Below are 23,125 nucleotides of genomic sequence, written 5' to 3' on the forward strand. Positions count from 1 at the left end.
ATGCCGCTAATTATCGTTGTGGCAGGGATTGCCTTACTCCTGCTTTTGACTATAAAAATTAAGCTTAATACGTTTGTATCTTTAATTATTGTCTCGATTGCTGTCGCCATCGCCAGTGGGATGGAACTGAATAAAGTCGTAACCTCGGTTGAGTCTGGTCTTGGCGGTACGCTGGGACATATTGGCCTGATATTCGGATTCGGCGTTATGCTCGGTCGATTACTGGCTGACGCGGGTGGTGCGCAGCGAATAGCTCTGACCATGCTGAATTATTTCGGGAAAAATAAACTTGACTGGGCGGTAGTCTGTTCAGCATTTATTGTCGGTATTGCACTTTTTTTTGAAGTCGGTTTAATCCTTCTGGTACCTATTTTATTCGCCATTGCCCGTGAAGCCAAAATATCGCCGATGTTTATGTGTGTGCCGATGCTCTCCGGTTTGCTGGTCGCGCACGGTTTTTTACCACCTCACCCCGGCCCGACGGTGATCGCCCGTGAATATGGTGCGGATGTAGGATTGGTATTGATATACGGTATTATTGTCGGCATTCCAACCTTTATTCTTTGCGGCCCGGTGCTGAATAAATTCTGCCAGCGCATTATTCCGGACGCCTTTAAAAAAGAGGGTAATATTGCCTCCCTGGGTGCAACCCGCCGATTCAGCGAAAGCGAAATGCCTGGCTTTGGGATCAGTTTTCTCACGGCAATGCTGCCAGTGATCCTGATGGCGGTAGTCACTATCATCCAGATGGCCCATGCCAAAAGCGCCGCGGACTCAGGCTTGTTCTACAACGTGATGCTGTTCTTAGGTAACTCGACGATCGCCATGCTGATTTCACTGCTGTTTGCGATCTATACCATGGGACTGGGCCGTGGGAAAACAATCCCTGACCTGATGGATTCCTGCGGGAAAGCGATTGCGGGTATTGCCGGTCTGCTGCTGATTATCGGTGGTGGTGGTGCATTCAAGCAGGTTCTCATTGACTCTGGCGTCGGTCAGTATATTTCCACCCTGGTGTCGGGCATGGATATCAACCCGATCCTGATGGCATGGGGCGTAGCCGCATTCTTACGTATTTGTCTGGGGTCTGCCACCGTCGCGGCGATCTCTACCGCCGGGCTGGTCATTCCGCTGCTGGCGGTACATCCTAATACCAACCTGGCCTTGATTACACTGGCTACCGGTGCGGGATCCTGTATTTGCTCCCACGTAAACGACGCCAGCTTCTGGATGATCAAAGACTTCTTCGGTCTGACCACCAAAGAGACGCTGTTGTCATGGACGCTGATGTCAACCCTATTATCCATATGCGGGTTGCTGTTTATTCTGGTTGCCAGCATTATTTTATAATAGTGTGTTCGCCAGTGAACCGCTTTGCCGGTTTACTGGCTCCCCTGTATCTCACAACAACAAGACAAAACTCAGACCTTCTGGTTGTCGCCTTATCTTATATGCCAACTCACAGATTTAACGGTCGGTGTCTTTGTCGTTTCGTTGGGAAAAGAGGGGGCCTGGATATTGATGCTGAAGCAGCCATACGCACTATCTTAAACACGACAGGGCATTTTTATTATTGTGGAAGGACGCTTCTGCTTTGCATTATCACGTTGTGTAGTAAACGTTACAGCAAATGGTCGCGATAATTTAAAACGGGAAAGCGATCAGTTCGACATTGTCTGGGGTGACTTTGACCATCGAGCCTTCAGTGTGCCATGCCCCGAGAACCACGCGGAAAGCGGGTTGTTTATTGGCGGTCAGTTTATGAACTGCCGGGCGATGAGTATGACCATGAATTAGCCACTGAACCTGATGTTTTTCCATCTCGGCAACGACGGCCTGTGGATTCACATCCATGATCTCCAGTGATTTGCTGCTGTTAGCGGCTTTGCTGTTGGCGCGCATTTTCGCGGCAATACGCTGGCGAATAAATAAAGGCATGGCAAGAAACAGAGTTTGTAACCAGGGTTGGTGAACTTTGGCGCGAAAAGCCTGATAGCCCGTATCATCGGTGCACAGGGTGTCTCCGTGCATGATTAATACTTTTCGGCCATACAGATCGAGCGCTTTTTCCTGCGGCAATAGGGTCATGCCGCTTTCACGGGCAAAACGTTTGCCGAGCAGAAAATCTCGGTTGCCGTGAATAAAAAAGCAGGGGATGCCTGAATCAGCCAGCGCTTTTATCGCGGCGGCGATTTGCTGATGCAGGGGATTGGGGTCGTCGTCGCCTATCCAGGCTTCGAAGAGATCGCCAAGAATGTACAGCGCATCAGCCTGGCGTGCTTCACCGGATAAAAAACGCAGAAAACCGGCGGTGATCGCCGGTTCTTCCGTGCAGAGGTGAAGATCTGCAATAAACAGTGTCGCCACGATTACTCGCTGACGGTCACGTTTTCGATGATAACGTCTTCTTTTGGTACGTCCTGGTGCATACCGCTGCGACCAGTGGAAACGCCTTTGATTTTATCAACCACGTCCATACCTTCGACAACTTCAGCAAACACACAGTAACCCCAACCCTGCATGCTTTCACCGGAGAAGTTCAGGAAGTCGTTGTCTGCAACGTTGATGAAGAACTGGGCAGTCGCGGAGTGCGGAGCCTGAGTACGGGCCATTGCCAGCGTACCACGAGTGTTTTTCAGACCGTTGTTGGCTTCGTTTTTGATCGCTTCTTTAGTGGTTTTTTGTTTCATGCCTGGCTCAAAACCGCCGCCCTGGATCATGAAACCGTTAATCACACGGTGGAAAATGGTGTTGTTGTAGAAACCTTCGCGGCAGTAGTCCAGGAAGTTTTTAACTGTTTCAGGCGCTTTATCATCAAAAGTTTTGATTACGATATCGCCGTGATTAGTGTGGAAAGTAACCATTTTTGCATCCTGTTCCGATAGAGTAGTGCTTCGACCCTGGTCAGGGTCACATATAGGGGCTTGTTATAGCATAACCGCAAGGTTCGATCACCTTGCAAAGTGTGCTGCTTCGAGGCCAATTTATAGGTATTATAGGGCTTTGTTATCCACACACGTCTACACGGAATCTTCGATGTTAAAAATCTTTAATACACTGACGCGCCAAAAAGAGGAATTCAAACCTATTCATGCCGGGGAAGTCGGCATGTACGTGTGTGGTATTACCGTTTACGATCTCTGTCATATTGGTCACGGGCGTACCTTTGTTTCTTTCGACGTCGTGGCGCGCTATCTGCGCTTTCTCGGCTACAAGCTGAAGTACGTGCGTAACATTACTGATATCGATGATAAAATCATTAAGCGCGCTAATGAAAATGGCGAAAGCTTTGTGGCGCTGGTCGATAGAATGATCGCGGAAATGCATAAGGATTTCGACGCGCTGAATATTCTGCGTCCGGATCTCGAACCGCGAGCGACACATCATATCGCTGAAATTATTGAAATCACCGAGCAACTGATTGCTAAAGGTCACGCCTACGTGGCGGATAATGGTGACGTGATGTTCGACGTGCCCACCGATCCGCATTACGGCCAGTTGTCGCGCCAGGATCTGGATCAACTGCAGGCGGGTGCTCGCGTTGATGTGGTCGATGTGAAGCGTAACCCAATGGACTTCGTTCTGTGGAAGATGTCCAAAGAGGGTGAGCCGAGCTGGCCATCGCCGTGGGGCGCGGGCCGCCCTGGCTGGCACATTGAGTGCTCGGCAATGAACTGCAAACAGCTGGGTAACCATTTCGATATTCACGGCGGTGGTTCAGATCTGATGTTCCCACACCATGAAAATGAAATCGCTCAGTCCACCTGCGCGCATGACGGTGAATACGTCAACTACTGGATGCACTCTGGCATGGTGATGGTTGACCGCGAGAAAATGTCCAAATCGCTGGGCAACTTCTTTACCGTACGTGATGTTCTGAAATACTACGATGCCGAAACCATTCGCTACTTCCTGATGTCCGGTCACTATCGTAGCCAGTTGAACTACAGCGAAGAGAACCTGAAACAGGCTCGCTCAGCGCTGGAGCGTCTGTATACTGCGCTGCGTGGTACTGATAAATCCGTTGCGCCAGCCGGTGGTGAAGCCTTTGAAGCGCGTTTCATTGAAGCCATGAACGATGACTTCAATACTCCGGAAGCCTACTCTGTGCTGTTTGATATGGCGCGTGAGGTTAACCGTCTGAAAGGCGAAGATCTGGCTGCAGCTAACGCGATGGCTTCACATCTGCGTAAACTGTCCGGTGTTCTGGGACTGCTGGAGCAGGAGCCGGAAGTGTTCCTGCAAAGTGGCGCACAGGCGGATGACGGTGAAGTTGCTGAAATCGAAGCGTTGATCCAACAGCGTTTAGATGCCCGTAAAGCGAAGGACTGGGCGGCAGCTGATGCTGCGCGTGACCGTCTGAACGAGATGGGTATTGTGCTGGAAGATGGTCCGCAGGGAACCACCTGGCGTCGTAAATAATCGTATTGCCGGATGGCGATGACGCTTATCCGGCCTGGAAAATATGAGCCGCTCTCAGGCCGGGTAAGGTGTTAGTCACCACCCGGCTTTTTAACGTCTGCGCCACCACAATAAACTCATCACTATCAATCCCGGCAGCCATACCCATATTAGTTCCGAGATAATGACCTGATATCCGTACGGCGTGGCATAGCGTGACAACGCAAACGGCGCGACCTTAATCACCTGCCACGGCGCAAAGAAGCGTTCATCTGACCATGGCCAAAGCCAGCCTACACCTTTGCCACCGGTAGTGACTGAATCCAGCAGGCTATGCGCCAGCAGTGAAACTGTCAGGAATAGCCAGCAGCGAATCAAGCCGGTTTTAAACCATCGTCGGCCAATCATCACGCAGAGCAGCGGTACGACAAAGGCAAACAACAACGAGTGGGTAAATCCGCGATGGCCAAACACGTTTCCATAGGCGACGCCGAACTTAAATGACAGGACGTCCGCATCCGGTAGCATCGCCAGTACGATCCCGGTGAACAGTAAACGTGGTGGAATAACGTTGAGTCCCAGGCCTAAACCTAAACAAATCGGAACGGCAGCGTGGGTAATAATGGTTGGCATGAGGTTCACTTCGAATGAGAAAACAACATGTTAGAAGTTTACTGTGAAGAGATGATGAAGTCAGTTACCTGACAATGGAGAAAACTGGCCGGATAAGGTGTAAACCGCATCCGGCACTCGGGATCACGCGACGACGTTAATGCTGTGACCTTCAAAACTGACGGTCTGTCCGGCAACGATTTTGCAGCGTTTACGCGTTTCCACTGCACCATCGACCTTCACTAACCCTTCGCTAATGGCAATTTTTGCCTGGGCACCGCTTTCGCTCCAGCCTTCCAGCTTCAGCAAATCGCAGAGTTCAACGTGTGGGTGCTTACCCAGTGAAAATGTGGCCATCTTAAACTTCCTTTACATCGTGATATTCAACGCACGCTTGCAGCGTGTTTTCGATAAGTGTTGCGACAGTCATTGGGCCTACGCCGCCGGGTACTGGTGTGATGTACGATGCCCGCGCAGCCGCATCGTCGAACACCACATCGCCAACAACCTTGCCATTCTCCAGACGGTTGATGCCGACATCAATCACAATTGCACCTTCTTTGATCCACTCACCGGGAATAAAGCCAGGTTTGCCGACGGCTACAATCAGCAGGTCAGCATGTTCAACGTGACGACGCAGATCTTTGGTGAACCGATGGGTGACCGTGGTAGTACAACCCGCCAACAGCAGTTCCATGCTCATCGGGCGACCAACAATATTTGATGCGCCAATAACCACGGCATTCAGGCCATAGGTGTCGATGTTGTAACGCTCAAGCAAGGTCACTATTCCGCGCGGGGTGCACGGGCGCAGGCGCGGCGCGCGCTGGCACAGGCGTCCGACGTTATACGGGTGGAACCCGTCGACGTCTTTATCCGGCGCAATGCGTTCCAGCACTTTAACGTTGTCGATACCCGCCGGTAACGGCAGCTGTACCAGGATACCATCGATGGTGGTATCCGCATTGAGCGTATCGATCAGCTCAAGAAGCTCCGCCTCGCTGGTGGTTTCAGGCAGGTCATAGGAGCGGGAGACAAACCCCACTTCGTCGCAGGCTTTGCGTTTACTTGCTACATAAATTTGCGAAGCCGGGTTGCTACCTACCAGCACAACAGCTAATCCTGGGGCGCGTAATCCAGCCGCTAAGCGTGCCTGAACTTTTTGAGCAACCTCAGAGCGCACCTGCTGCGCAATCGTTTTACCGTCAATAATCTTTGCTGCCATCAGAGAGAGGATTCCGTCTGTTACGTTAAACCGAAGGGGATGTGACTATTTTGTCAGAAGCGGGGCGTGCTGTCAGTTTTCGTTTGCGATTTTACGTGCGATTGCGGGAGTACTGTCAGAGAGCAGGGTGGCGCAAGACACAGGATTCAGCGGAATAAATAGTGCGCGTGCTAATTAAAATTAACGTTAATTAAACAATTCATCACCCTGATGTTTTCATGGTTAATGCTTAAGAAACCAGACTGTTACGTCCCATTATGAGTATATTCAACGTATTTTTACACAGATTTTTCCTGGATCCCATTAAGAATTAGCCAGGTGCATTTAAAGGATTTGCAGGTATTTTTCATTAATTGAAATGTTTAATTTATCCCTGTGACGAATTGTCATATTCGTGAAGATAAATTAGTGAACTTACGGCTCGGGATAGTGGGAGTAAAAGGTTAGCTAATTCTTTTACGATATATATCTTTACAGGATGCAGAGATAATTTGCCTGACATTTAATGTCGATAATGATTCAAACGGATCCCGCAGGATGCTGGAGCCGGATGTGTGTAATTCAAGGGAACTCCATGAAACGTAAATTAATAACCTCTTCTGTTATTGCCAGCCTGATGTTAGTTGCCGGGTCAGCGGTAGCGGCAGATCCGGTAAGTGTTAGCGGTGGTACCGTTCACTTTGAAGGTGAACTGGTCAATGCAGCCTGTGCGGTAAGTACTCAGTCAGCCGATCAGATTGTTACTTTAGGACAGTATCGTACCGCCAGCTTTGCTGCTGTTGGTGATACCACAGCACAAATTCCGTTCTCCATCGTGCTGAACGACTGCGACCCAACAGTTGCAGCTACTGCTGCCGTTGCATTCTCTGGTCAGTCGGACCTCACCAACAACAGTCTGTTGGCTGTGTCTTCCTCGGATAACAGCACCACGGCGACTGGCGTAGGTATCGAAATTCTTGACAGTAAGTCCACTGCACTGAAGCCTGATGGTGCGACCTTCTCTACTGCCCAGGCGTTGGTTGAAGGTACTAACACCCTGCGTTTCTCTGCGCGTTATAAAGCGACTGTAGCAAGCACAACGCCAGGTCAGGCAAATGCTGATGCCACCTTCATCATGAAGTACGAATAAGCCGTTCTGATTTGCACAAGGAAGATGATCGCCTCACTGGATGAGGCAATATCCGGGGATGAAGAGGGATGTGGCAGATGATAAGGAAAGGCATGGCGCTGGCTGGATTGCTCTGCGTACTGCCTGCGTTTGCACAGACGGTAATACTGGAAAGCGGTAGCCTTCACCTGCGTGGGCAGCTTGTCAACGGGGCTTGTACGGTCGCCACCGACAGCCAGAGTTTGCGGGTGCAGATGGGGCAATATCGCACGAATGCATTTGCCGAACCGGGAAGCTTTGCCTCTACCAGCGTACCATTTTCGCTGCGGTTAACGTCGTGCAGTTCCGATGTTTATGACCATGTTGGGATTGCCTTTGCCGGAGTGACTCCTGCAGAAGATCCGCAGGTTTTCCTGGCCAGCGGCGATGCTTCTGCGGCTTCGGGGATCGGTCTGGCATTATTTGATGAAGGGCAAAGGCAAATTATCCCGAATGCGCTGCCGCTTCATTACGCTCCGATTTTAACGCAAGAGATGACTTTTCATTTCACCGCTCGCTATCGGGCTGTCTCGGAACATATTACGCCGGGAACGCTTCGTTCAGATGTGTGGTTTACGTTGGTGTATCCCTGATTTAACTCCCAACGATAATCGCACTAAAGGTATTTGTAGCTATGTTTAATTATCTAAAATCAGGCGTTATCATTTTACTGGCCTTATTTTCAGTTGCCGGTGCACAAGCTGCCGGGGGAATTGCATTAGGCGCAACTCGTGTTATTTATCCTGCCGAAGCCAAACAAACTTCTCTTGCTATTAGTAATAGCGATACAAAAGAGCGTTACCTGGTTAATTCATGGATTGAAAACAGCGCTGGCGTTAAAGACAAATCATTTGTTGTCACGCCACCGTTGTTTGTCAGCGAACCTAAAAGTGAAAATACGCTGCGTATCATCTATGTCGGTCAACCGCTGCCTAAAGATCGCGAGTCGCTGTTCTGGATGAATGTGAAGGCGATTCCGTCGGTAAATAAAAACAGCCTTGAGGGTAAAAACGTTCTGCAACTGGCGATCCTGTCGCGTATCAAACTCTTTGTCCGACCGAATAATCTTTCGCATATATCGGAAGATGCACCCGGCATGCTGCAGTTTTCTCGTTCCGGCAACCACCTGAAAATCACGAATCCGTCGGCGTATTACGTCACGCTGGTCAACCTTAACGTAGGAAAAACGAAGGTTGATAACGTCATGGTGGCACCTAAGAACGATACGCAGATCCTTTTGCCCGCTGGCGCTCAGGGAAATGTGACGTTCCAGACGGTCAATGATTACGGCGCAGTGACCACTGCCAAAACGGTTAGCGTGCGTTGAGAAAGCGATGAACAAGACAACGTATTTACCTGGCCTGTTACCGGGGTTTACGCCACCGCTGGCGGGTGTGGCGTTGTCCACGCTGGCAGCGCTCTTTCCGATGTTGAGCTACGGAGAAAGCTATTTTAATCCTGCATTTTTATCTGCAGATACGGCATCCGTAGCGGATTTGTCACGTTTTGAAAAAGGCAATCATCAGCCAGAAGGCGTCTATCGCGTTGATATCTGGCGCAATGATGAATTTATCGCCACTCAGGATATTCATTTTGCACCGAGTACGGAAAAGACGGGTGATAAATCCGGGGGGCTGATGCCGTGCTTTGGTCTCGACTGGATTAAGCGGCTGGGCGTCAATATTGCCGCGTTTCCAGAACTCAATCAGGACCCAAACAACACATGCATTAATTTGCCTGCGGCGATCCCTGGCAGCGAAATCACCTTTGATTTTTCTACTCTGCGCTTAAATGTCAGTCTGCCGCAGGCCTCGATGTTGAACAGTGCACGCGGTTACATTCCACCAGATGAGTGGGATGAGGGGATCCCCGCCGCGCTTGTTAACTACAGTTTCACCGGTAGCCGCGGGAGTGACTCTGACAGCTATTTTTTAAGTATGTTGAGTGGCCTGAATTATGGTCCCTGGCGGCTTAGAAACAATGGTGCGTGGAGCTATTCCAAAGGCGACGGATACCACTCGCAAAGCTGGAAAAATATAGGCACATGGCTTCAGCGCTCCATTATTCCGCTAAAGGGCGAACTGGTGATGGGCGACAGCAACACCGGCAATGACGTTTTTGACAGCGTCGGGTTCCGTGGTGCGCGCCTTTACTCGTCAGACAGTATGTATCCTGACAGTTTGCAGGGATATGCTCCAACCGTGCGCGGGATTGCGCGTACCGCAGCGAAGCTAACCATTCGTCAGAATGGCTACGTTATTTATCAAAGTTATGTGTCACCCGGAGCTTTCTCTATTACCGATCTGAACCCAACGTCTTCCAGCGGTGACCTTGAGGTGACGGTGGATGAAAGAGATGGTAGTCAGCAACGCTATACGGTGCCGTACTCCACGGTTCCGCTGTTACAGCGTGAAGGGCGCATTAAGTATGATCTGGTCGCCGGGGATTTTCGGAGTGGAAATAGCCAGCAGGATTCACCGTTCTTCTTCCAGGGGACGTTAATCGCCGGGCTGCCTGAAGGCTATACCGCCTATGGTGGTACGCAACTGGCGTCACGCTACAGTTCGGTAGTGTTGGGAACGGGGAGAAATCTGGGAGACTGGGGTGCGGTCTCCGTCGATTTAACCCATGCGCGTAGCCAACTGGCGGATGACAGCACGCATCAGGGACAATCTCTGCGTTTTCTGTACGCGAAGTCATTGAACAATTTTGGTACCAACTTCCAGTTGCTGGGATATCGCTATTCGACGCGTGGGTTCTATACCCTCGACGATGTGGCTTATCGCAGTATGGAAGGCTATGAGTACGAATACGACAGCGAGGGTAATCGCCACGAAGTTCCGGAAGTGAAGAGCTATCACAATTTGACCTACAGCAAAAAGGGCCGGTTCCAGATCAATATCTCGCAGAATCTGGGGGATTACGGGTCGCTGTATGTTTCGGGTAGCCAGCAAACATACTGGAATACCTCAGATACCAACACCTGGTATCAACTGGGATATGCCAGCGGTTGGCAGGGAATTAGCTATTCGCTCTCCTGGTCGTGGAACGAATCGGTAGGGATCTCCGATACCGATCGCATTCTGGCGTTCAATATGTCGGTGCCGTTCAGCTTGCTGACCGGACGACGCTACTCGCGTGATAACGCGCTCGATCGTACCTACGCTACCTTTAATGCGAACCGCAACAGCAACGGACAAAATAGCTGGCAGAGCGGTATCGGCGGTACGTTGCTGGATGGGCGTAATCTGAGCTATAGCGTGAATCAGGGACACAGCAGCACTAATGGTTATAGCGGAAGCGCCAGCGCGAACTGGCAGGCGGCTTATGGCACCTTGGGCGTGGGATATAACTACGATCGCGATCAGCATGACTATAACTGGCAACTTTCCGGCGGCGTTGTAGGACATGCGGACGGCATTACCCTTAGCCAGCCGCTGGGCGATACCAATGTCCTGATTAAAGCACCGGGCGCTCAGGGCGTACGGATAGAGAACCAGACAGGTGTTCAAACCGACTGGCGCGGCTATGCGGTTATGCCGTATGCCACCGTCTACCGCTACAACCGTGTTGCGCTCGATACCAATTCAATGAACAACAATACCGATGTAGAAAATAACGTTAGCAGCGTGGTGCCGACGCAGGGGGCGCTGGTTCGTGCGGCGTTTGATACACGTATCGGCGTGCGGGCACTTATGACGGCGAAGCTTGCCGGAAAACCTGTGCCATTCGGCTCGGTGGTACGTGAATCCATAAGCGGTGTTACCAGCATGGTGGGCGAAGATGGGCAAATATACCTGAGCGGGCTGCCGCTGAAAGGGGAATTGTTGATCCAATGGGGGGAAGGAGCAAATGCGCGTTGCACAGCGCGTTATACCTTGCCTGAAGAGAGTCTGAAACAGGCGGTAACGCTCACTAATGTGACATGCGAACGCGCGTCGGGACGACAGGATTAAAACAATGAGACGACAAACGGGTTTGTTACTGGGGGGCGCTTTACTGCTATTGGCTAATTCGGCATCGGCAACGGTTTGCCAGAATTCTACTGGCACGCCAACAGATGTTTTTTACGATCTGTCGAATGTCTTCAATAGCAGTAATAATCGACCAGGACAGGTGGTGACGTTACCGGAAAAATCCGGCTGGGTTGGCGTCAATGCAACCTGTCCGGCAGGAACGCATGTTGATTATACCTATCGAAGCTATGTGACTGAACTTCCTGTCCAAAGCACGGAAGGTGGCTTCCAGTATCTGAAACTCAATGATTACCTGCTGGGGGCAATGAGTATTACCGACAGCCACGCAGGATTATTTTATCCGCCGCGTAATTACATCCGTATGGGGACTCACCCTAACGTGCCAAATCAGAAGCCGTTTGGTGTGATGGATTCAAAACTGGTATTCAAATTAAAAGTGATTCGTTCATTCATTAACATGGTGCCGATCCCGCGGCAAACTATGTTCAGCGTCTATGTCACGACCAGTACCGGTGACGCCCTGAGTATACCGGTTTACACCATCAGCTATAGCGGGAAGGTAGAAGTACCGCAAAACTGCGAAGTGAATGCCGGGCAGGTTGTAGAGTTTGACTTTGGCGATATTGGCGCCTCGCTATTTAGCAAGGCAGGGGTGGGTAATCGACCGGAAGGTATAAATCCGCAGACTAAAACGGTTGCTATTAAATGCACCAACGTGGCAGCACAAGCCTATTTGTCCATGCGCGTAGAAGCTGAGAAAGCCTCCGGCCAGATGATGGTATCGGATAACCCGGATTTAGGCTTCATCGTTGCTGACAGCAGTGGCGTACCACTGACGCCCAATAATCTGTCCAGTACTATTCCGTTTCGTCTTGATGATAACGCCGCTGCGAGCGTTGGGATTCGGGCGTGGCCGGTCAGCGTGACGGGCAATAAACCGACAGAAGGGCCATTCACTGCCCGTGGATATCTGCGAGTGGACTATGACTAAGACGCGAGAAAGAGTGATTCGTACACTTATCGTGATGGTGTCTGTTCTGTCATTTAGCTCCCAGTGTTGGGCGGACACTTCGTTGGGTGAGATCAATATTGAGCTGCGTGGCAATGTGGTGGATTTTACCTGTGTGGCGATTGCCAGTGACAGTAACAAAACCGTTGAATTGGGCAAATGGCCAACAAAACAGTTGAAAACCACTGGTGATACCACTCAACCGGTCTCTTTCACGCTAAAACTTGAGGGTTGTCCGCCTGGGTCTGCGTCAATAACCTTTTCTGGTACCCCTGCGGCGGGAACAAGCTTGCTGGCGCTGGATGATGCGGTAATGGCGCAAAAGGTAGCGATCGAGCTGCGCGACAGCGACCGTACGCGATTGCCTCTGGAACAGGCCAGTCAGGCTGTGAGCATTGACGAAAATGGCAATGCCACGTTGACCTTTTTCGCAAACTATATTGCTTTAGCGGAAGGGGTACAGCCAGGGCTCGCCAGGGCAGATGCTACGTTTATGATTAACTATAATTAAATTAACCTGTTACCTTCCGCCTGCCTGCAACTCGAATTATTTACGGCACATACTGATAATACACTCCCGAACGACATCTCGCCGGGAGTGTTATTACATTAGTTCGTGCATTTTCGCATAATCGATAAGCTCAACAATGGTATGCAAGCCAAGCTTGGAGTAGATATTGGCTTTGTGAGCACTAATGGTTTTATTGCTGAGTAAAAGTTGTTCAGCAATCTCTTTATTGGATAAGCCGTTTGCGAGGTACCGCAAAACCGTCACCTCACGATTGGAAAGTGGCATGTCATTCAGAACTCCTTTTCGTATATTAATGTTATTAATAAAGTTAAGGGTGTCAGAGGGGAAAAATGAATATCCTGATAAAATCATTTTTACCGCATTATAGATATCATTCAGATCCTTTCTTTTACTGACAAAACCATTTGCTCCGGCGCGGATAGCGCGTCCTGCATAAAAAGATTCAGACTTTGAGGACAGAAAAAGGACCCGGGTTTGCTCCTGCAGAGATTTTATTCTTTTGAGTAACGTGAACCCATCAGAACCTGGTAGTTCAATATCCAGAATTACCAGATCAACAGGATACGTACGCAAGTGGTCTATTGCCACGCGGCTGTCATCTGTTTTCAAGACAACCTCGATATTACTATTTTTTTCGAGCAGTACTTCTATAGACATTCTGACAATAGGGTGTTCGTCCATAATTATAACGGATGCTGGTTTCATTTTAGTATGCCTCAAACTGTTCGTGTATCTTGCGATTTTGATAAAACATCAGGCGTTATTAGTATTGTCAAATAGCCATCAATTGTTCTTGGAGGAGAACCGAATAAATATTGTTTCATCCTTGTTTATTCGGTTGCTCTTTATCAGAACAATGAGTTTGTGGAATATCCATTTCACACCAGGAAAAATTTGCAAATAATCAGAAGACAGTAGTGATTATACCTGCTCTGCTCTTTCGGAAAAGACTTACGACACATAACTTATTAATGCCTGTTAGGATATTCTGAAAGATTCGGGTATGTTAATGGCTATTGGTATTATTTTCCTGCTATTTGAATTATGGCAGATTGAAAAATTTTTTTAAATACTAAAAACAACACAACCCACTAATTGTTTAGGGTTTGTTAAGAAGAATATGAAGCTCATTTATGACGAGTTAAGCACAGAATCCGTAAGGCTTAGCTGATTATGCACGGTAAACATAATACCAGGAATAGTTGTAAATATTAAGAAATTGTGAAATTAACGCATTGTTTCTTAGTTTGTAATAAGTAATTTCTTAAAAAATCTTATATCACAGCAAGTTAAGATGTTAAATAAAATGAGGGGAGGTAACATCCAACCGATGTATCAGATGCAAAAAACGTTGGCGATGAGGCAATCCCAGATGCGTAATCAGTTGATTCAGTCGATAGATAATGCGGTGATACGGTTGCTTCTGCAAATGAGCAATTTCCTTTAAGGAGGTACCTTGTAATAGTAATGAAACCATCTCCCAGTCAGCCTGACTTATGCGTTCTGCTCGAATAAAAGTTGGAGATAATAAAGCGTGACGCAGGTCTGGGAGATGCTGGCGACGTGACAGGATATAAAACGGCCCAGCCATTGCAATAAAATTCCTCAAGCTCTGGTTTTCACTGGCAAGTAATAAAAAAATTTGTATGTCATTTCGCTGTCTGGCGAGTTGGCGTAGGCATTCGAGGGTATCGAAATAAGAACTTACAATGCCGTCCATATCAACGACCAACTGACGAAAGCCTGGGTCCAGCAGGCAGTTTTGGGCTGAGTCAATAGTCTGAAAGACAGCTGTGCGTGTACCAGAAAATAAATAACGATTCAGCGTATAGGCGAGATAGTAATCGGCTGTGATAATCGCCTGAGATATAGTATCGCCCGGTAATGTGTAATTGAGTTTTTGTGCAAGATATTCAATCCTGTCAAAAACCTGTGGCGTACAGTGATGATATTGATGGGTACAGTCAGTCTTTCGTAAACGGCGATGTCGTTCCCTGCGCATCCTGTCCTGTTTCCTTTCCGTTTTTATTATGCTTTGTCTGGATAGATTGCTGGCCATAAATATCCCTGACCCAGATTTGCGCCAGCTTGAAGGGCAATTTTCTTGTGCTTCTCGGTTTCAATACCTTCAATGATCACCAGATCCGCAATTTTTTTCCCCATCTGAATGAGTTGATGGAGTTTGCCAGGAATTTTACTCACCGCCCAAAAGGTATTTTTATCCAGTTTAATACCTGACAGGTGCCATTTAGCTGCGATGAATGCTGCCATTAGGTCTTCATTAACGTCATCCAACCAGATGGGGATACCGCAGGTCTCAACGCGTTGAATTGCGTCTAACACAGTTGTGCGTTGGTATGCGCTGAGAGAGAGAAAAGTTTCCGGATCCTGTATTTCAATGATGAGTCCTGGAGGATAAGACGTAATTTGGGCATGAAAAAATGGCCAATCCGCCAAGGCCTTCATGGGTAAATTCAACGAGTAATGTTGATCCTGTCGAAAGTGTCTGACGTTGGTAACTTGTTGGAAGAACAGGTTCTGTCTGCGCTGCAAGGACAGTTGAGTGAAATATTCTTCGCTGTTTATGTGGGCGGGAAGATGCGTGAGAACTTCAAAACCGTAGCGGCATGCGGTAGACAAATCTACAATTGGCTCACATTTGAGCGCGAATTGCAGAGGGGTTGCATCGCTGTTTTTTGAGGAAACTACAGTACGCTCAGATTTATCATTCCATAATAACAGGCTCGGTGTCACGATATCCCCCCGGGAGCTGAGTAAATATTACCGAGAGTGTCCTTTTGTTTCCCCGGAAATAATATACATAGGGCATTGTGGCAGCATAGAAATCGGTACAGTAGGCGCCGATACTTAATTACTGATGAGACATTTCGCAATAAAAAAACAATCAATGAGAAACTCTCTAGTTTTGCAGAAAACTCAGATTAGCCCTGATGTATCTCAAGAATTGCTGATCGTTTTTGACATGTAGCTTTTTCATAATACTTCGACGAGTCGCTTTAGCCTGGACGTCGCTGATTGAGAGCAGGTGCGCTGTTTCAGCCAGTGTGTAACCGCTGGCCAGGAACATTAAGAACTGGCGTTCTGCAATGGAAAAATTGCGGGTGGTACAGTAGTGACAGACGGTGGCTGGTACGCTGTGTCGGAGCGCGCGTTTTTGTAAAATGAGCACCATTTTTCTGGTTATCTCTTCGACATCATCTTCCCGGTAAATCAGTGGCAGCATGTACAGGCAGGGCCGAAACATCAGTTTATCTTTATCGTGTTCATTACAAATGACGACACGATGCTGGCGTCGGGTGTGGACAGGAACCTGGTAACATCCTGCGCTTGCCCAATCTTCGTCCAGCGATATAAATGCGATATCCGCGCGATCGATATCTTCGACTGGTAAGAAGCAAATCTCCTGATGCCACTGAGCTGCCAGGCGGGTAATAATGATTTTCAGTCCATGTTCGAAGTGACTATTTTCTTCTTTGATGGCGATACTTAACATTAAAGAGGTCCTAAACCGCAGGGGAGGGGATAGGAGAATGTTAAGCAAAATCATTAATTTTCTAAATACATTTAACCTTAAACGAGGCTTTACGGTGCCTGAGTTCTTACCAGGTGATTTCCTGGATACCTGTGTATGTCCGGAAAAAATCAACATTCGTACACTTCGTCAGCAACCAGAACAAAAGGCATTGACTCAGCAGGCACTGACCGTATAATTCACGCGTTTCATCCGCATGAAGTCATCACTTCACAATGCGCCCTTAGCTCAGTTGGATAGAGCAACGGCCTTCTAAGCCGTAGGTCGTAGGTTCGAATCCTACAGGGCGTACCATTTCGACAAAATCACCCCTTACTCCTGTTGCATCCACAGCATTAAACCAGCCGGATTGCGATTTACTTTTTCTGGAAATATTTGGATGTATTAAAAATGTAAAACGGGAGCTTGCTGGCTCCCGTTTTTGATTATTACTCCGCCAGAATTACCGCACAACAAGTACGGGACATTTCGCATGGCGAACCACGGCTGACGCCGTTGAGCCCAGCAGATAGGTACTAAAACCTGGCTTATGTGAAGCGATGACGATGAGTTCGGCATCCACTGCTTCCGCCAGTTTGAGAATCTGATCTTTTGGCGGACCATAAACCACATGGGACTGAGTCCTGCCGGTGGGGATATTGAATTGTTTAATTATTTCTTCCAGCTTTTCGGTCGCCTTGGCCTGGAGGCCGCTTCTGTCTGGAAATTCGTTGGAGTAGGCCAGCCCCAGCGATGCGTAGAACGGTACGGTAGGTATAACAGCTAAGAAATGGACTTTGGCGGTCTTGGCATGCGCCTTTACCTGAGGAATAACATGGCGAGTTAAATCGGCTTCAGAGATATCAATCGGCACCAGAATTGAGCGATACATATTCACCACCTCCTGTTTGTTTACCTCTGTATTGAGTGTAGCGAATTTATGTTCTGTATAAGAAGTGACCAGATCAAGGTTTTGTGAATAAATCTCTATGAAAAATAATGCGACGAACTTCTTTCTTTTTTACATCATTTCATTGTATATTTTTTTATATAACGAATGACGTCCAGAGCTTATATTCATCTCAGTGCTGCTTTTCCCGCCTTTTACTCTGACATTTTATTAAATAATAGATTATTAAACTTATAATCCATGTTAAGTCATTGATTTTTAACTAAACCATATATTTTTATTTTGTTCTTATCAAATATGCGACGGTCTTCAAATTTGCCTGAATGCTGATTCTCATTTCCTTCTACGCTTGATAAATATCAATAAGTAATAGACTTAGTATAATTATTGTCTACCCATTAAAGAGTAGGTGTCTTGTGGGAATTTAAAATGAGAAAAATAAATAAAACCATCCTCTGGACGATGCTGCTGTGCATTGTTCTTGGTGCGGTTATTGTTTTAGCTGGGCAATGGACATTGCATAAAACTTCGAGCACTGAATTTTGCCTGTCTTGCCATACGATGCAGGCACCATATGAGGAATATACAGGATCGGTTCATTTTCAGAACAAAAGAGGAATTCGGGCAGAATGTGCGGATTGTCATATTCCGGAAGGTGGACTGGATTTCCTCGTCGCTAAGCTGCGAGCAACAAAAGATGTTTATCATCAGTTTGTTACCAAAAAAATCGATACTCCGGAAAAATTCGAAGAACATCGACTGGAGATGGCACAAACCGTCTGGGCACAGCTGAAAGCCAATGATTCTGCTACCTGCCGTAGCTGTCACAGTATGGACGCGATGGATCTTGAAGCGCAAAGCGCTGATGCCCAAAAAATGCATAAAATGGGCATTCAGGAAAAGCAAACCTGTATTGATTGCCACAAGGGCGTTGCCCACTTCCCACCTGAAATCAAAATGGATGACAGCGCTCTCAAAGGACTTGAAGCACAGTCGGCCTCCACTCCTGCTACGGCAAAAGAGCTTTATGTCGTAACTAATACCGCACTCGGTGATTTGGGAACTGTCTATCCCGCTACAAAAATGCAGGTGTTGAAATCGACAGAAAACTCGCGGCTGGTTGAGATCCGTGGAAGCCAGATGCAGGGAACTGAACAGGTGATTTACTACGCAGCAGGTCAGCGTTTAATTCTGGCCAGCCTAAGTGAAAAGGGACAGCAGTCACTTAACATTCTCTCCGACTGGAAAACCGATGATTACGGTAATACATGGCGGGACGTGGCTCTACAGGGAGAGTGGAGTGGTTCTGCTCTCGCCAGTCGTGAGCCAATGTGGGACTACGCTCGCAAACTCGACAATGTGTACTGCGCAGGTTGCCATGCGCCTATTCCTGCGAACCATTTTACGCTCAATGCCTGGCCTTCAGTGGCAAAAGGGATGGGCGCTCGTACCAACATCAGTGAAAACGAACTGGATATCCTGAGCCGTTACTTCCAGTACAACGCAAAAGACATAAATAAATAAGCGATAACACCAGGAGAAATCATGAAACTCACAAGACGTGACTTTATCAAGACGGCTGGCGCGGCAACCGGGACTATGGCGATTTCTTCGGTGATCCCGATGCCAGCCTGGGCTGAAGGCCAAAATGGTGGGGCAATCCTGACAGCTGCACGTTGGGGAGCGGTGTATGTGGAAGTTAAAGACGGCAAAGTCGTTTCTTCAAAAGGCGCATTGCCTAAAACGGTGCCTAACTCATTGCAGCAAACCGCGCCCGACCAGGTACATACCAATATCCGCGTGAAATATCCGATGGTGCGCAAAAGCTATCTGGAAAACCCAGGTAAAGCGGATGGCAAACGAGGGAGCGATCCTTTCGTGCGTGTCAGTTGGGAGCAGGCGCTGAAACTCATTCATGAACAACATAGCCGGATCCGTAGCAGCTATGGCCCGGCTTCAGTGTTTGCTGGTTCTTATGGCTGGCGCTCCAGTGGTGTGCTGCACAAAGCGCAAACCTTACTGCAACGTTACATGAGTATGGCTGGGGGATACGCCGGACATACCGGGGATTATTCAACCGGAGCGGCCCAGGTCATCATGCCTTACGTTGTAGGCTCAGTTGAGGTATATGAACAACAGACTACCTGGCCAATGGTACTCGAGCACAGCCAGGTCGTGGTGTTGTGGGGAATGAACCCGCTCAATACGTTAAAAATTGCCTGGAGCAGTACGGATGAACAAGGACTCGAGTATTTCAATCTGCTGAAAAAATCAGGAAAAAGCGTTATCGCTATCGATCCAATGCGTTCAGAAACAATTGAATTCTTTGGTGATAATGCCACCTGGATTGCACCGCATATGGGGACAGACGTCGCCATGATGTTGGGTATTGCACATACGTTGGTGAAGAAAAATCTCCATGACAAAGCGTTCCTGGAAAAATACACCACCGGATATCCGCAATTTGAGGAATACCTGCTCGGCAAGAGCGACAATATTGAGAAAACTGCTGAGTGGGCATCAGGCGTCTGTGGTGTACCTGCAGAACAACTGGAGAAGCTGGCGGAAATTTTCTCCAGTAACAAAACCATGCTTATGGCAGGTTGGGGGATTCAGCGTCAGCAATATGGTGAGCAAAAACACTGGATGCTGGTGACACTGGCGGCGATGCTGGGGCAAATTGGTACAGAAGGCGGTGGCTTCGGCTTCTCCTATCATTACTCCAATGGCGGGAACCCGACGCGTACTGGTGGGGTATTACCGGCTATCTCGGCCAAAGTGGAAGGCGGTTCGTCAGCTGGAAATGACTGGGCGGTTTCCGATGCCGTGACAAATCTTCCCGTGGCGCGAATTGTCGAAGCGCTGGAGAATCCGGGTGGAAAATATCAGCACAATGGTAAAGAGCAGACCTTCCCGGAGATCAAAATGATCTGGTGGGCTGGTGGCGCTAACTTTACCCATCACCAGGATACAAATCGTTTAATCAAAGCCTGGCAGAAGCCAGAACTGGTTGTTATCTCCGAGTGTTACTGGACTGCTGCGGCTAAACATGCCGATATTGTTCTGCCCATCACTACATCGTTTGAGCGCAACGACCTGACCATGACCGGCGATTACAGTAACCAGCATCTGGTGCCGATGAAGCAGGTTATTGAACCGCAGTTTGAAGCGCGTAATGACTTTGATGTGTTTGCCGATCTCGCTGAAATGCTTAAGCCTGGCGGAAAAGCGGTCTATACCGAAGGCAAAGATGAAATGGCGTGGTTGAAGCAATTCTATGATGTTGCGCAAAAAGCCGCCCGTGCCCAGCGCGTTGCCATGCCTCAGTTCAATGCGTTCTGGCAGCAGAATAAATTGATCGAAATGCGTGAGAACGAAAAGAACAACAAATACGTGCGTTATGCTGATTTCCGCAATGATCCGGTTATGAATCCACTCGGAACGCCAAGCGGTAAGATTGAAATCTACTCGAAAACGATTGAAGGCTACAAATATAAAGACTGTCCGCCACATGCTTCGTGGATTGAACCGGATGAGTGGAAAGGGTCTGCGGATAAGGATCAGCTACAGCTGCTAACGGCGCATCCGGCACATCGCCTGCACAGCCAGCTGAACTACGCTTCGCTGCGTAAAGAATACGCTATTGCAAATCGTGAGCCGGTGACTATTCATCCGGATGATGCAAAAGCGAGAGGTATCGCCGAGGGAGATCTGGTGCGTGTCTGGAATGATCGCGGACAGGTGTTGGTTGGGGCGCACGTCAGCGACGGGATCAAACCAGGGATCATCTGTATCCACGAAGGTGCCTGGCCTGATATTGAGAATGGTATTTGTAAAAATGGCGGTGCTAACGTACTGACTGCGGACATTCCAACCTCAAGACTGGCGAATGGCTGTGCGGGGAACACAAGCCTGGTATACGCGGAAAAATATACTGGCGAAGCACCAAAACTGACCGTATTTGATGAACCTGAAATCGTAACCATCTAGGTTCGCCTGTGCTGCTAAGTCAAACGGGAACCGCAAGGTTCCCGTTTTAAAGCCCTAATCTTTCTGGCCGCATTCTTGCTGCTGCATCTGTACCTGCAGTCATGAATATCTACTCCAGAACAATCACATCCCCAGTTGCAGGTGCGCTTATTTCAGGTAGCCACAAGCGCCCCCACGATCCGGTACAATGACAGCCAAGGAGTCTTTCTGGTTTCTGTTGATTCAGAAATTGCCGGACTTGCCATAGTTTAAACGGCGAAGCACAACGTAGATGAAAGCCGCCAATCAGGGCGTGGATCTTCGTGATTCCGGTTATATTTTGGCAATGGCGTACGATGTTCTCTATCCCACGATGCCCACAGCCGGTAATAATAACTAAGCCGCGATCAGATTTATAAATCAATACACCTTCGTCAGCGATGTAGTCCTGTCGCATGGTGCGCTCACGAATAACACCATAGGCTCGCGGTGTGGGAACGCTTATCTCTCCAGACCACAGAAAACGTTCGCTGATGGATAGCGGTTCCTGGGTGTACTCCATACTGAGGCGAGAGTAATCATTATCGCGTGATAATTTCTTGATTTTTGAGGTATATCCAAAAAGGGATATTGCAGAGTAACGCTCACAGGCTATTTGGGGATGGCAGATGACGCGAGTGTTGTCCGCCAGCCAGGACACACCGCCGCAGTGATCATAATGACCGTGTGAGAGTACCGTAGCCGTTAATTGAGACAGGTCTACGCCCATCAGCGCGGCATTAAGCTTAAAGCTATCGTCCGGCCCGGTATCAAACAGAATTGTGGTCGTTTCATCCTGGACTAACAGACTGAGCCCTGGTTTTGCCTGCAATGATGTTTCTGCACCGGCAGCGCGCCTGTTTTCCAGCAACACTGTGATGGTTAAAGCCATGGCTGACTCCAGCGTTAAAGCGCCATACTGTAACGCGCGGAATTTAAGAGCGCTGTGATCTCAGCGCTCTTTGCTATTAATCAGCGTTAATAGTAGCGGTTGTCATCATCGTTATGATGGTGATTATGCCGCCATGCATGTTGGTTTTCTCTCTGCTCACGCTCCTGGCGGTCATGCTCTTTTTCGTGATTTTTGTGGTTAGCTATTGCCGTAGCAACAGCTGCAGCACCGACTCCAGCGGCGGCAGCAGAAAGGTACGGATGTTCAGCACAGCCTGACAGGCTGGCCATGATGACCATTGCGGATATCAGCTTTTTCATTATGGTGTAATCCGTTATTCACGCACAATTTTGCCAGCGTTACCGGCATCAGGATCAATCCAGCTACCACGACCATTCGCTTTAATGGTGTATGTTGAATACCCAACGCGGAAGGTCATCGTATCTTTATAAGTATTGATATCACGCACTTCGTTACCATTTACGTAGACGGTGGAGTCTTCGATGTGAATATCTACACTGCGCTGACCATTCTCAAAATTTGCAACGTAATTCCCGGAAAACTTGCCATAAATTCCGGCCTGATCATGATTGCGCGGCTGATCTTCACCATGTCGGTGATGTCGATTCTGATGGTTTTCTGTGTTGTCGATAAATCCATGATCACGATTCCACTCATAGGATTTATTAACATCGCAGCCGTTGAGTTCGCTCATCTGCGTACAGCCCGAGCGTTCATATTTTTTCTGCATTGCAGGAGTAATTGCGCATGCAGTGGTGGCGGTTGTCAGACCCAGGACAAAGACGGCCAGCAGACGTTTTTTCATTCTGTTACTCACTATCATCATTGAATTTATTTATAGGAATACTAACTTTCTTTA

General features: G+C 48.4%; 24 protein-coding genes and 1 tRNA gene. 12 read left to right on the plus strand and 13 right to left on the minus strand.

Annotated elements, in window-relative coordinates; all coding sequences use genetic code 11:
• Positions 1–1,350, plus strand: coding sequence for a GntP family permease (locus AACS05_RS05470; RefSeq protein ID WP_045440810.1), 1,350 nt, complete (start codon positions 1–3; stop codon positions 1,348–1,350).
• Positions 1,351–1,644: 294 nt separating this feature from the next.
• On the opposite strand, the gene lpxH is transcribed toward AACS05_RS05470, so the two are convergent.
• Positions 1,645–2,367, minus strand: a complete 723-nt coding sequence (lpxH, locus tag AACS05_RS05475; RefSeq protein WP_045440811.1) for a UDP-2,3-diacylglucosamine diphosphatase — start codon at positions 2,365–2,367, stop codon at positions 1,645–1,647.
• 2 nt (positions 2,368–2,369) lie between these two features.
• Positions 2,370–2,864, minus strand: coding sequence for a peptidylprolyl isomerase B (gene ppiB, locus AACS05_RS05480; RefSeq protein WP_045440813.1), 495 nt, complete (start codon positions 2,862–2,864; stop codon positions 2,370–2,372).
• Positions 2,865–3,036: 172 nt separating this feature from the next.
• On the opposite strand from ppiB, the gene cysS reads away from it, so the two are divergent.
• On the plus strand, positions 3,037–4,422 hold the full coding sequence (gene cysS, locus AACS05_RS05485) for a cysteine--tRNA ligase (RefSeq protein ID WP_045440815.1): 1,386 nt from the start codon (positions 3,037–3,039) through the stop codon (positions 4,420–4,422).
• Between the two features lie 90 nt (positions 4,423–4,512).
• Here cysS and AACS05_RS05490 read toward each other — a convergent pair whose 3' ends face one another.
• From AACS05_RS05490 to folD, 3 genes are all read right to left on the minus strand, one after another.
• Positions 4,513–5,034: a metal-dependent hydrolase gene (locus tag AACS05_RS05490; RefSeq protein ID WP_045440817.1), complete on the minus strand. Its 522-nt coding sequence runs from the start codon at positions 5,032–5,034 to the stop codon at positions 4,513–4,515.
• Between the two features lie 123 nt (positions 5,035–5,157).
• Entirely contained in the window at positions 5,158–5,370 is a 213-nt protein-coding gene (gene ybcJ, locus AACS05_RS05495) for a ribosome-associated protein YbcJ (protein WP_045440819.1), read from the minus strand.
• 1 nt (position 5,371) lies between these two features.
• Positions 5,372–6,238 (minus strand): bifunctional methylenetetrahydrofolate dehydrogenase/methenyltetrahydrofolate cyclohydrolase FolD, encoded by an 867-nt coding sequence (gene folD, locus AACS05_RS05500; RefSeq protein WP_045440822.1) that lies wholly within the window; start codon positions 6,236–6,238, stop codon positions 5,372–5,374.
• Between the two features lie 574 nt (positions 6,239–6,812).
• Here folD and fimA point away from each other — a divergent pair.
• From fimA to sfmF, 6 genes are all read left to right on the plus strand, one after another.
• A complete protein-coding gene (gene fimA, locus AACS05_RS05505) occupies positions 6,813–7,367 on the plus strand; it encodes a type 1 fimbrial major subunit FimA (RefSeq protein WP_045440823.1) in 555 nt (184 codons plus the stop codon).
• Between the two features lie 77 nt (positions 7,368–7,444).
• Positions 7,445–7,978, plus strand: a complete 534-nt coding sequence (fimI, locus tag AACS05_RS05510) for a type 1 fimbrial protein subunit FimI (RefSeq protein WP_045449483.1) — start codon at positions 7,445–7,447, stop codon at positions 7,976–7,978.
• 41 nt (positions 7,979–8,019) lie between these two features.
• Positions 8,020–8,712 carry a type 1 fimbria chaperone FimC gene (fimC, locus tag AACS05_RS05515; protein WP_045440826.1) on the plus strand — a complete coding sequence of 231 codons (693 nt, stop codon included), beginning with the start codon at positions 8,020–8,022 and terminating at the stop codon, positions 8,710–8,712.
• A gap of 7 nt (positions 8,713–8,719) precedes the next feature.
• A complete protein-coding gene (locus AACS05_RS05520) occupies positions 8,720–11,341 on the plus strand; it encodes a fimbrial biogenesis usher protein (RefSeq protein ID WP_045440828.1) in 2,622 nt (873 codons plus the stop codon).
• A gap of 4 nt (positions 11,342–11,345) precedes the next feature.
• Complete coding sequence (gene fimH, locus AACS05_RS05525; RefSeq protein WP_045440830.1) at positions 11,346–12,353, plus strand: type 1 fimbria D-mannose specific adhesin FimH; 1,008 nt, start codon at positions 11,346–11,348, stop codon at positions 12,351–12,353.
• Positions 12,346–12,882, plus strand: coding sequence for a fimbria assembly protein (gene sfmF / locus AACS05_RS05530; protein ID WP_045440832.1), 537 nt, complete (start codon positions 12,346–12,348; stop codon positions 12,880–12,882). The genes fimH and sfmF overlap by 8 nt, the downstream gene beginning before the upstream one ends.
• A gap of 93 nt (positions 12,883–12,975) precedes the next feature.
• On the opposite strand, the gene fimZ is transcribed toward sfmF, so the two are convergent.
• From fimZ to fimW, 4 genes are all read right to left on the minus strand, one after another.
• Positions 12,976–13,608 (minus strand): fimbria biosynthesis transcriptional regulator FimZ, encoded by a 633-nt coding sequence (gene fimZ, locus AACS05_RS05535; protein WP_045440834.1) that lies wholly within the window; start codon positions 13,606–13,608, stop codon positions 12,976–12,978.
• Positions 13,609–14,200: 592 nt separating this feature from the next.
• A complete protein-coding gene (fimY, locus tag AACS05_RS05540; RefSeq protein ID WP_304413151.1) occupies positions 14,201–14,962 on the minus strand; it encodes a fimbria biosynthesis regulator FimY in 762 nt (253 codons plus the stop codon).
• A complete protein-coding gene (locus AACS05_RS05545; RefSeq protein ID WP_081918183.1) occupies positions 14,932–15,657 on the minus strand; it encodes an EAL domain-containing protein in 726 nt (241 codons plus the stop codon). Before AACS05_RS05545 ends, fimY begins: the two co-directional genes overlap by 31 nt.
• 166 nt (positions 15,658–15,823) lie before the next feature.
• On the minus strand, positions 15,824–16,417 hold the full coding sequence (fimW, locus tag AACS05_RS05550) for a fimbria biosynthesis transcriptional regulator FimW (protein ID WP_045440839.1): 594 nt from the start codon (positions 16,415–16,417) through the stop codon (positions 15,824–15,826).
• Between the two features lie 37 nt (positions 16,418–16,454).
• Here fimW and AACS05_RS05555 point away from each other — a divergent pair, with 37 nt between their 5' ends.
• Together AACS05_RS05555 and AACS05_RS05560 are read left to right on the plus strand one after the other, a co-directional pair.
• Complete coding sequence (locus AACS05_RS05555) at positions 16,455–16,634, plus strand: hypothetical protein (protein WP_045440841.1); 180 nt, start codon at positions 16,455–16,457, stop codon at positions 16,632–16,634.
• 39 nt (positions 16,635–16,673) lie between these two features.
• A tRNA-Arg gene (locus AACS05_RS05560) sits at positions 16,674–16,750 on the plus strand.
• 148 nt (positions 16,751–16,898) lie between these two features.
• Here the strand turns inward: AACS05_RS05560 and uspF are convergent.
• On the minus strand, positions 16,899–17,327 hold the full coding sequence (uspF, locus tag AACS05_RS05565) for a universal stress protein UspF (protein WP_045440843.1): 429 nt from the start codon (positions 17,325–17,327) through the stop codon (positions 16,899–16,901).
• 447 nt (positions 17,328–17,774) lie between these two features.
• Here uspF and AACS05_RS05570 point away from each other — a divergent pair, with 447 nt between their 5' ends.
• Both AACS05_RS05570 and AACS05_RS05575 read left to right on the plus strand, forming a co-directional pair.
• Positions 17,775–18,869, plus strand: coding sequence for a NapC/NirT family cytochrome c (locus AACS05_RS05570; protein WP_045440845.1), 1,095 nt, complete (start codon positions 17,775–17,777; stop codon positions 18,867–18,869).
• 21 nt (positions 18,870–18,890) lie between these two features.
• Positions 18,891–21,335, plus strand: coding sequence for a trimethylamine-N-oxide reductase 2 (locus AACS05_RS05575; RefSeq protein ID WP_045440847.1), 2,445 nt, complete (start codon positions 18,891–18,893; stop codon positions 21,333–21,335).
• Between the two features lie 109 nt (positions 21,336–21,444).
• Here the strand turns inward: AACS05_RS05575 and AACS05_RS05580 are convergent, their stop codons facing one another.
• The 3 genes from AACS05_RS05580 to AACS05_RS05590 all read right to left on the minus strand — a co-directional run bounded on the left by AACS05_RS05580 (position 21,445) and on the right by AACS05_RS05590 (position 23,071).
• Positions 21,445–22,245 carry an MBL fold metallo-hydrolase gene (locus AACS05_RS05580; protein ID WP_045440849.1) on the minus strand — a complete coding sequence of 267 codons (801 nt, stop codon included), beginning with the start codon at positions 22,243–22,245 and terminating at the stop codon, positions 21,445–21,447.
• 86 nt (positions 22,246–22,331) lie between these two features.
• Positions 22,332–22,565 (minus strand): membrane lipoprotein lipid attachment site-containing protein, encoded by a 234-nt coding sequence (locus AACS05_RS05585; protein ID WP_045440851.1) that lies wholly within the window; start codon positions 22,563–22,565, stop codon positions 22,332–22,334.
• Between the two features lie 14 nt (positions 22,566–22,579).
• Positions 22,580–23,071 (minus strand): hypothetical protein, encoded by a 492-nt coding sequence (locus tag AACS05_RS05590; RefSeq protein ID WP_045440861.1) that lies wholly within the window; start codon positions 23,069–23,071, stop codon positions 22,580–22,582.
• Positions 23,072–23,125 lie beyond the last annotated feature (54 nt).

Source organism: Citrobacter sp. S-77 (genome assembly GCF_963864895.1).
GTDB classification, from domain to species: Bacteria; Pseudomonadota; Gammaproteobacteria; order Enterobacterales; family Enterobacteriaceae; genus Citrobacter; species Citrobacter murliniae.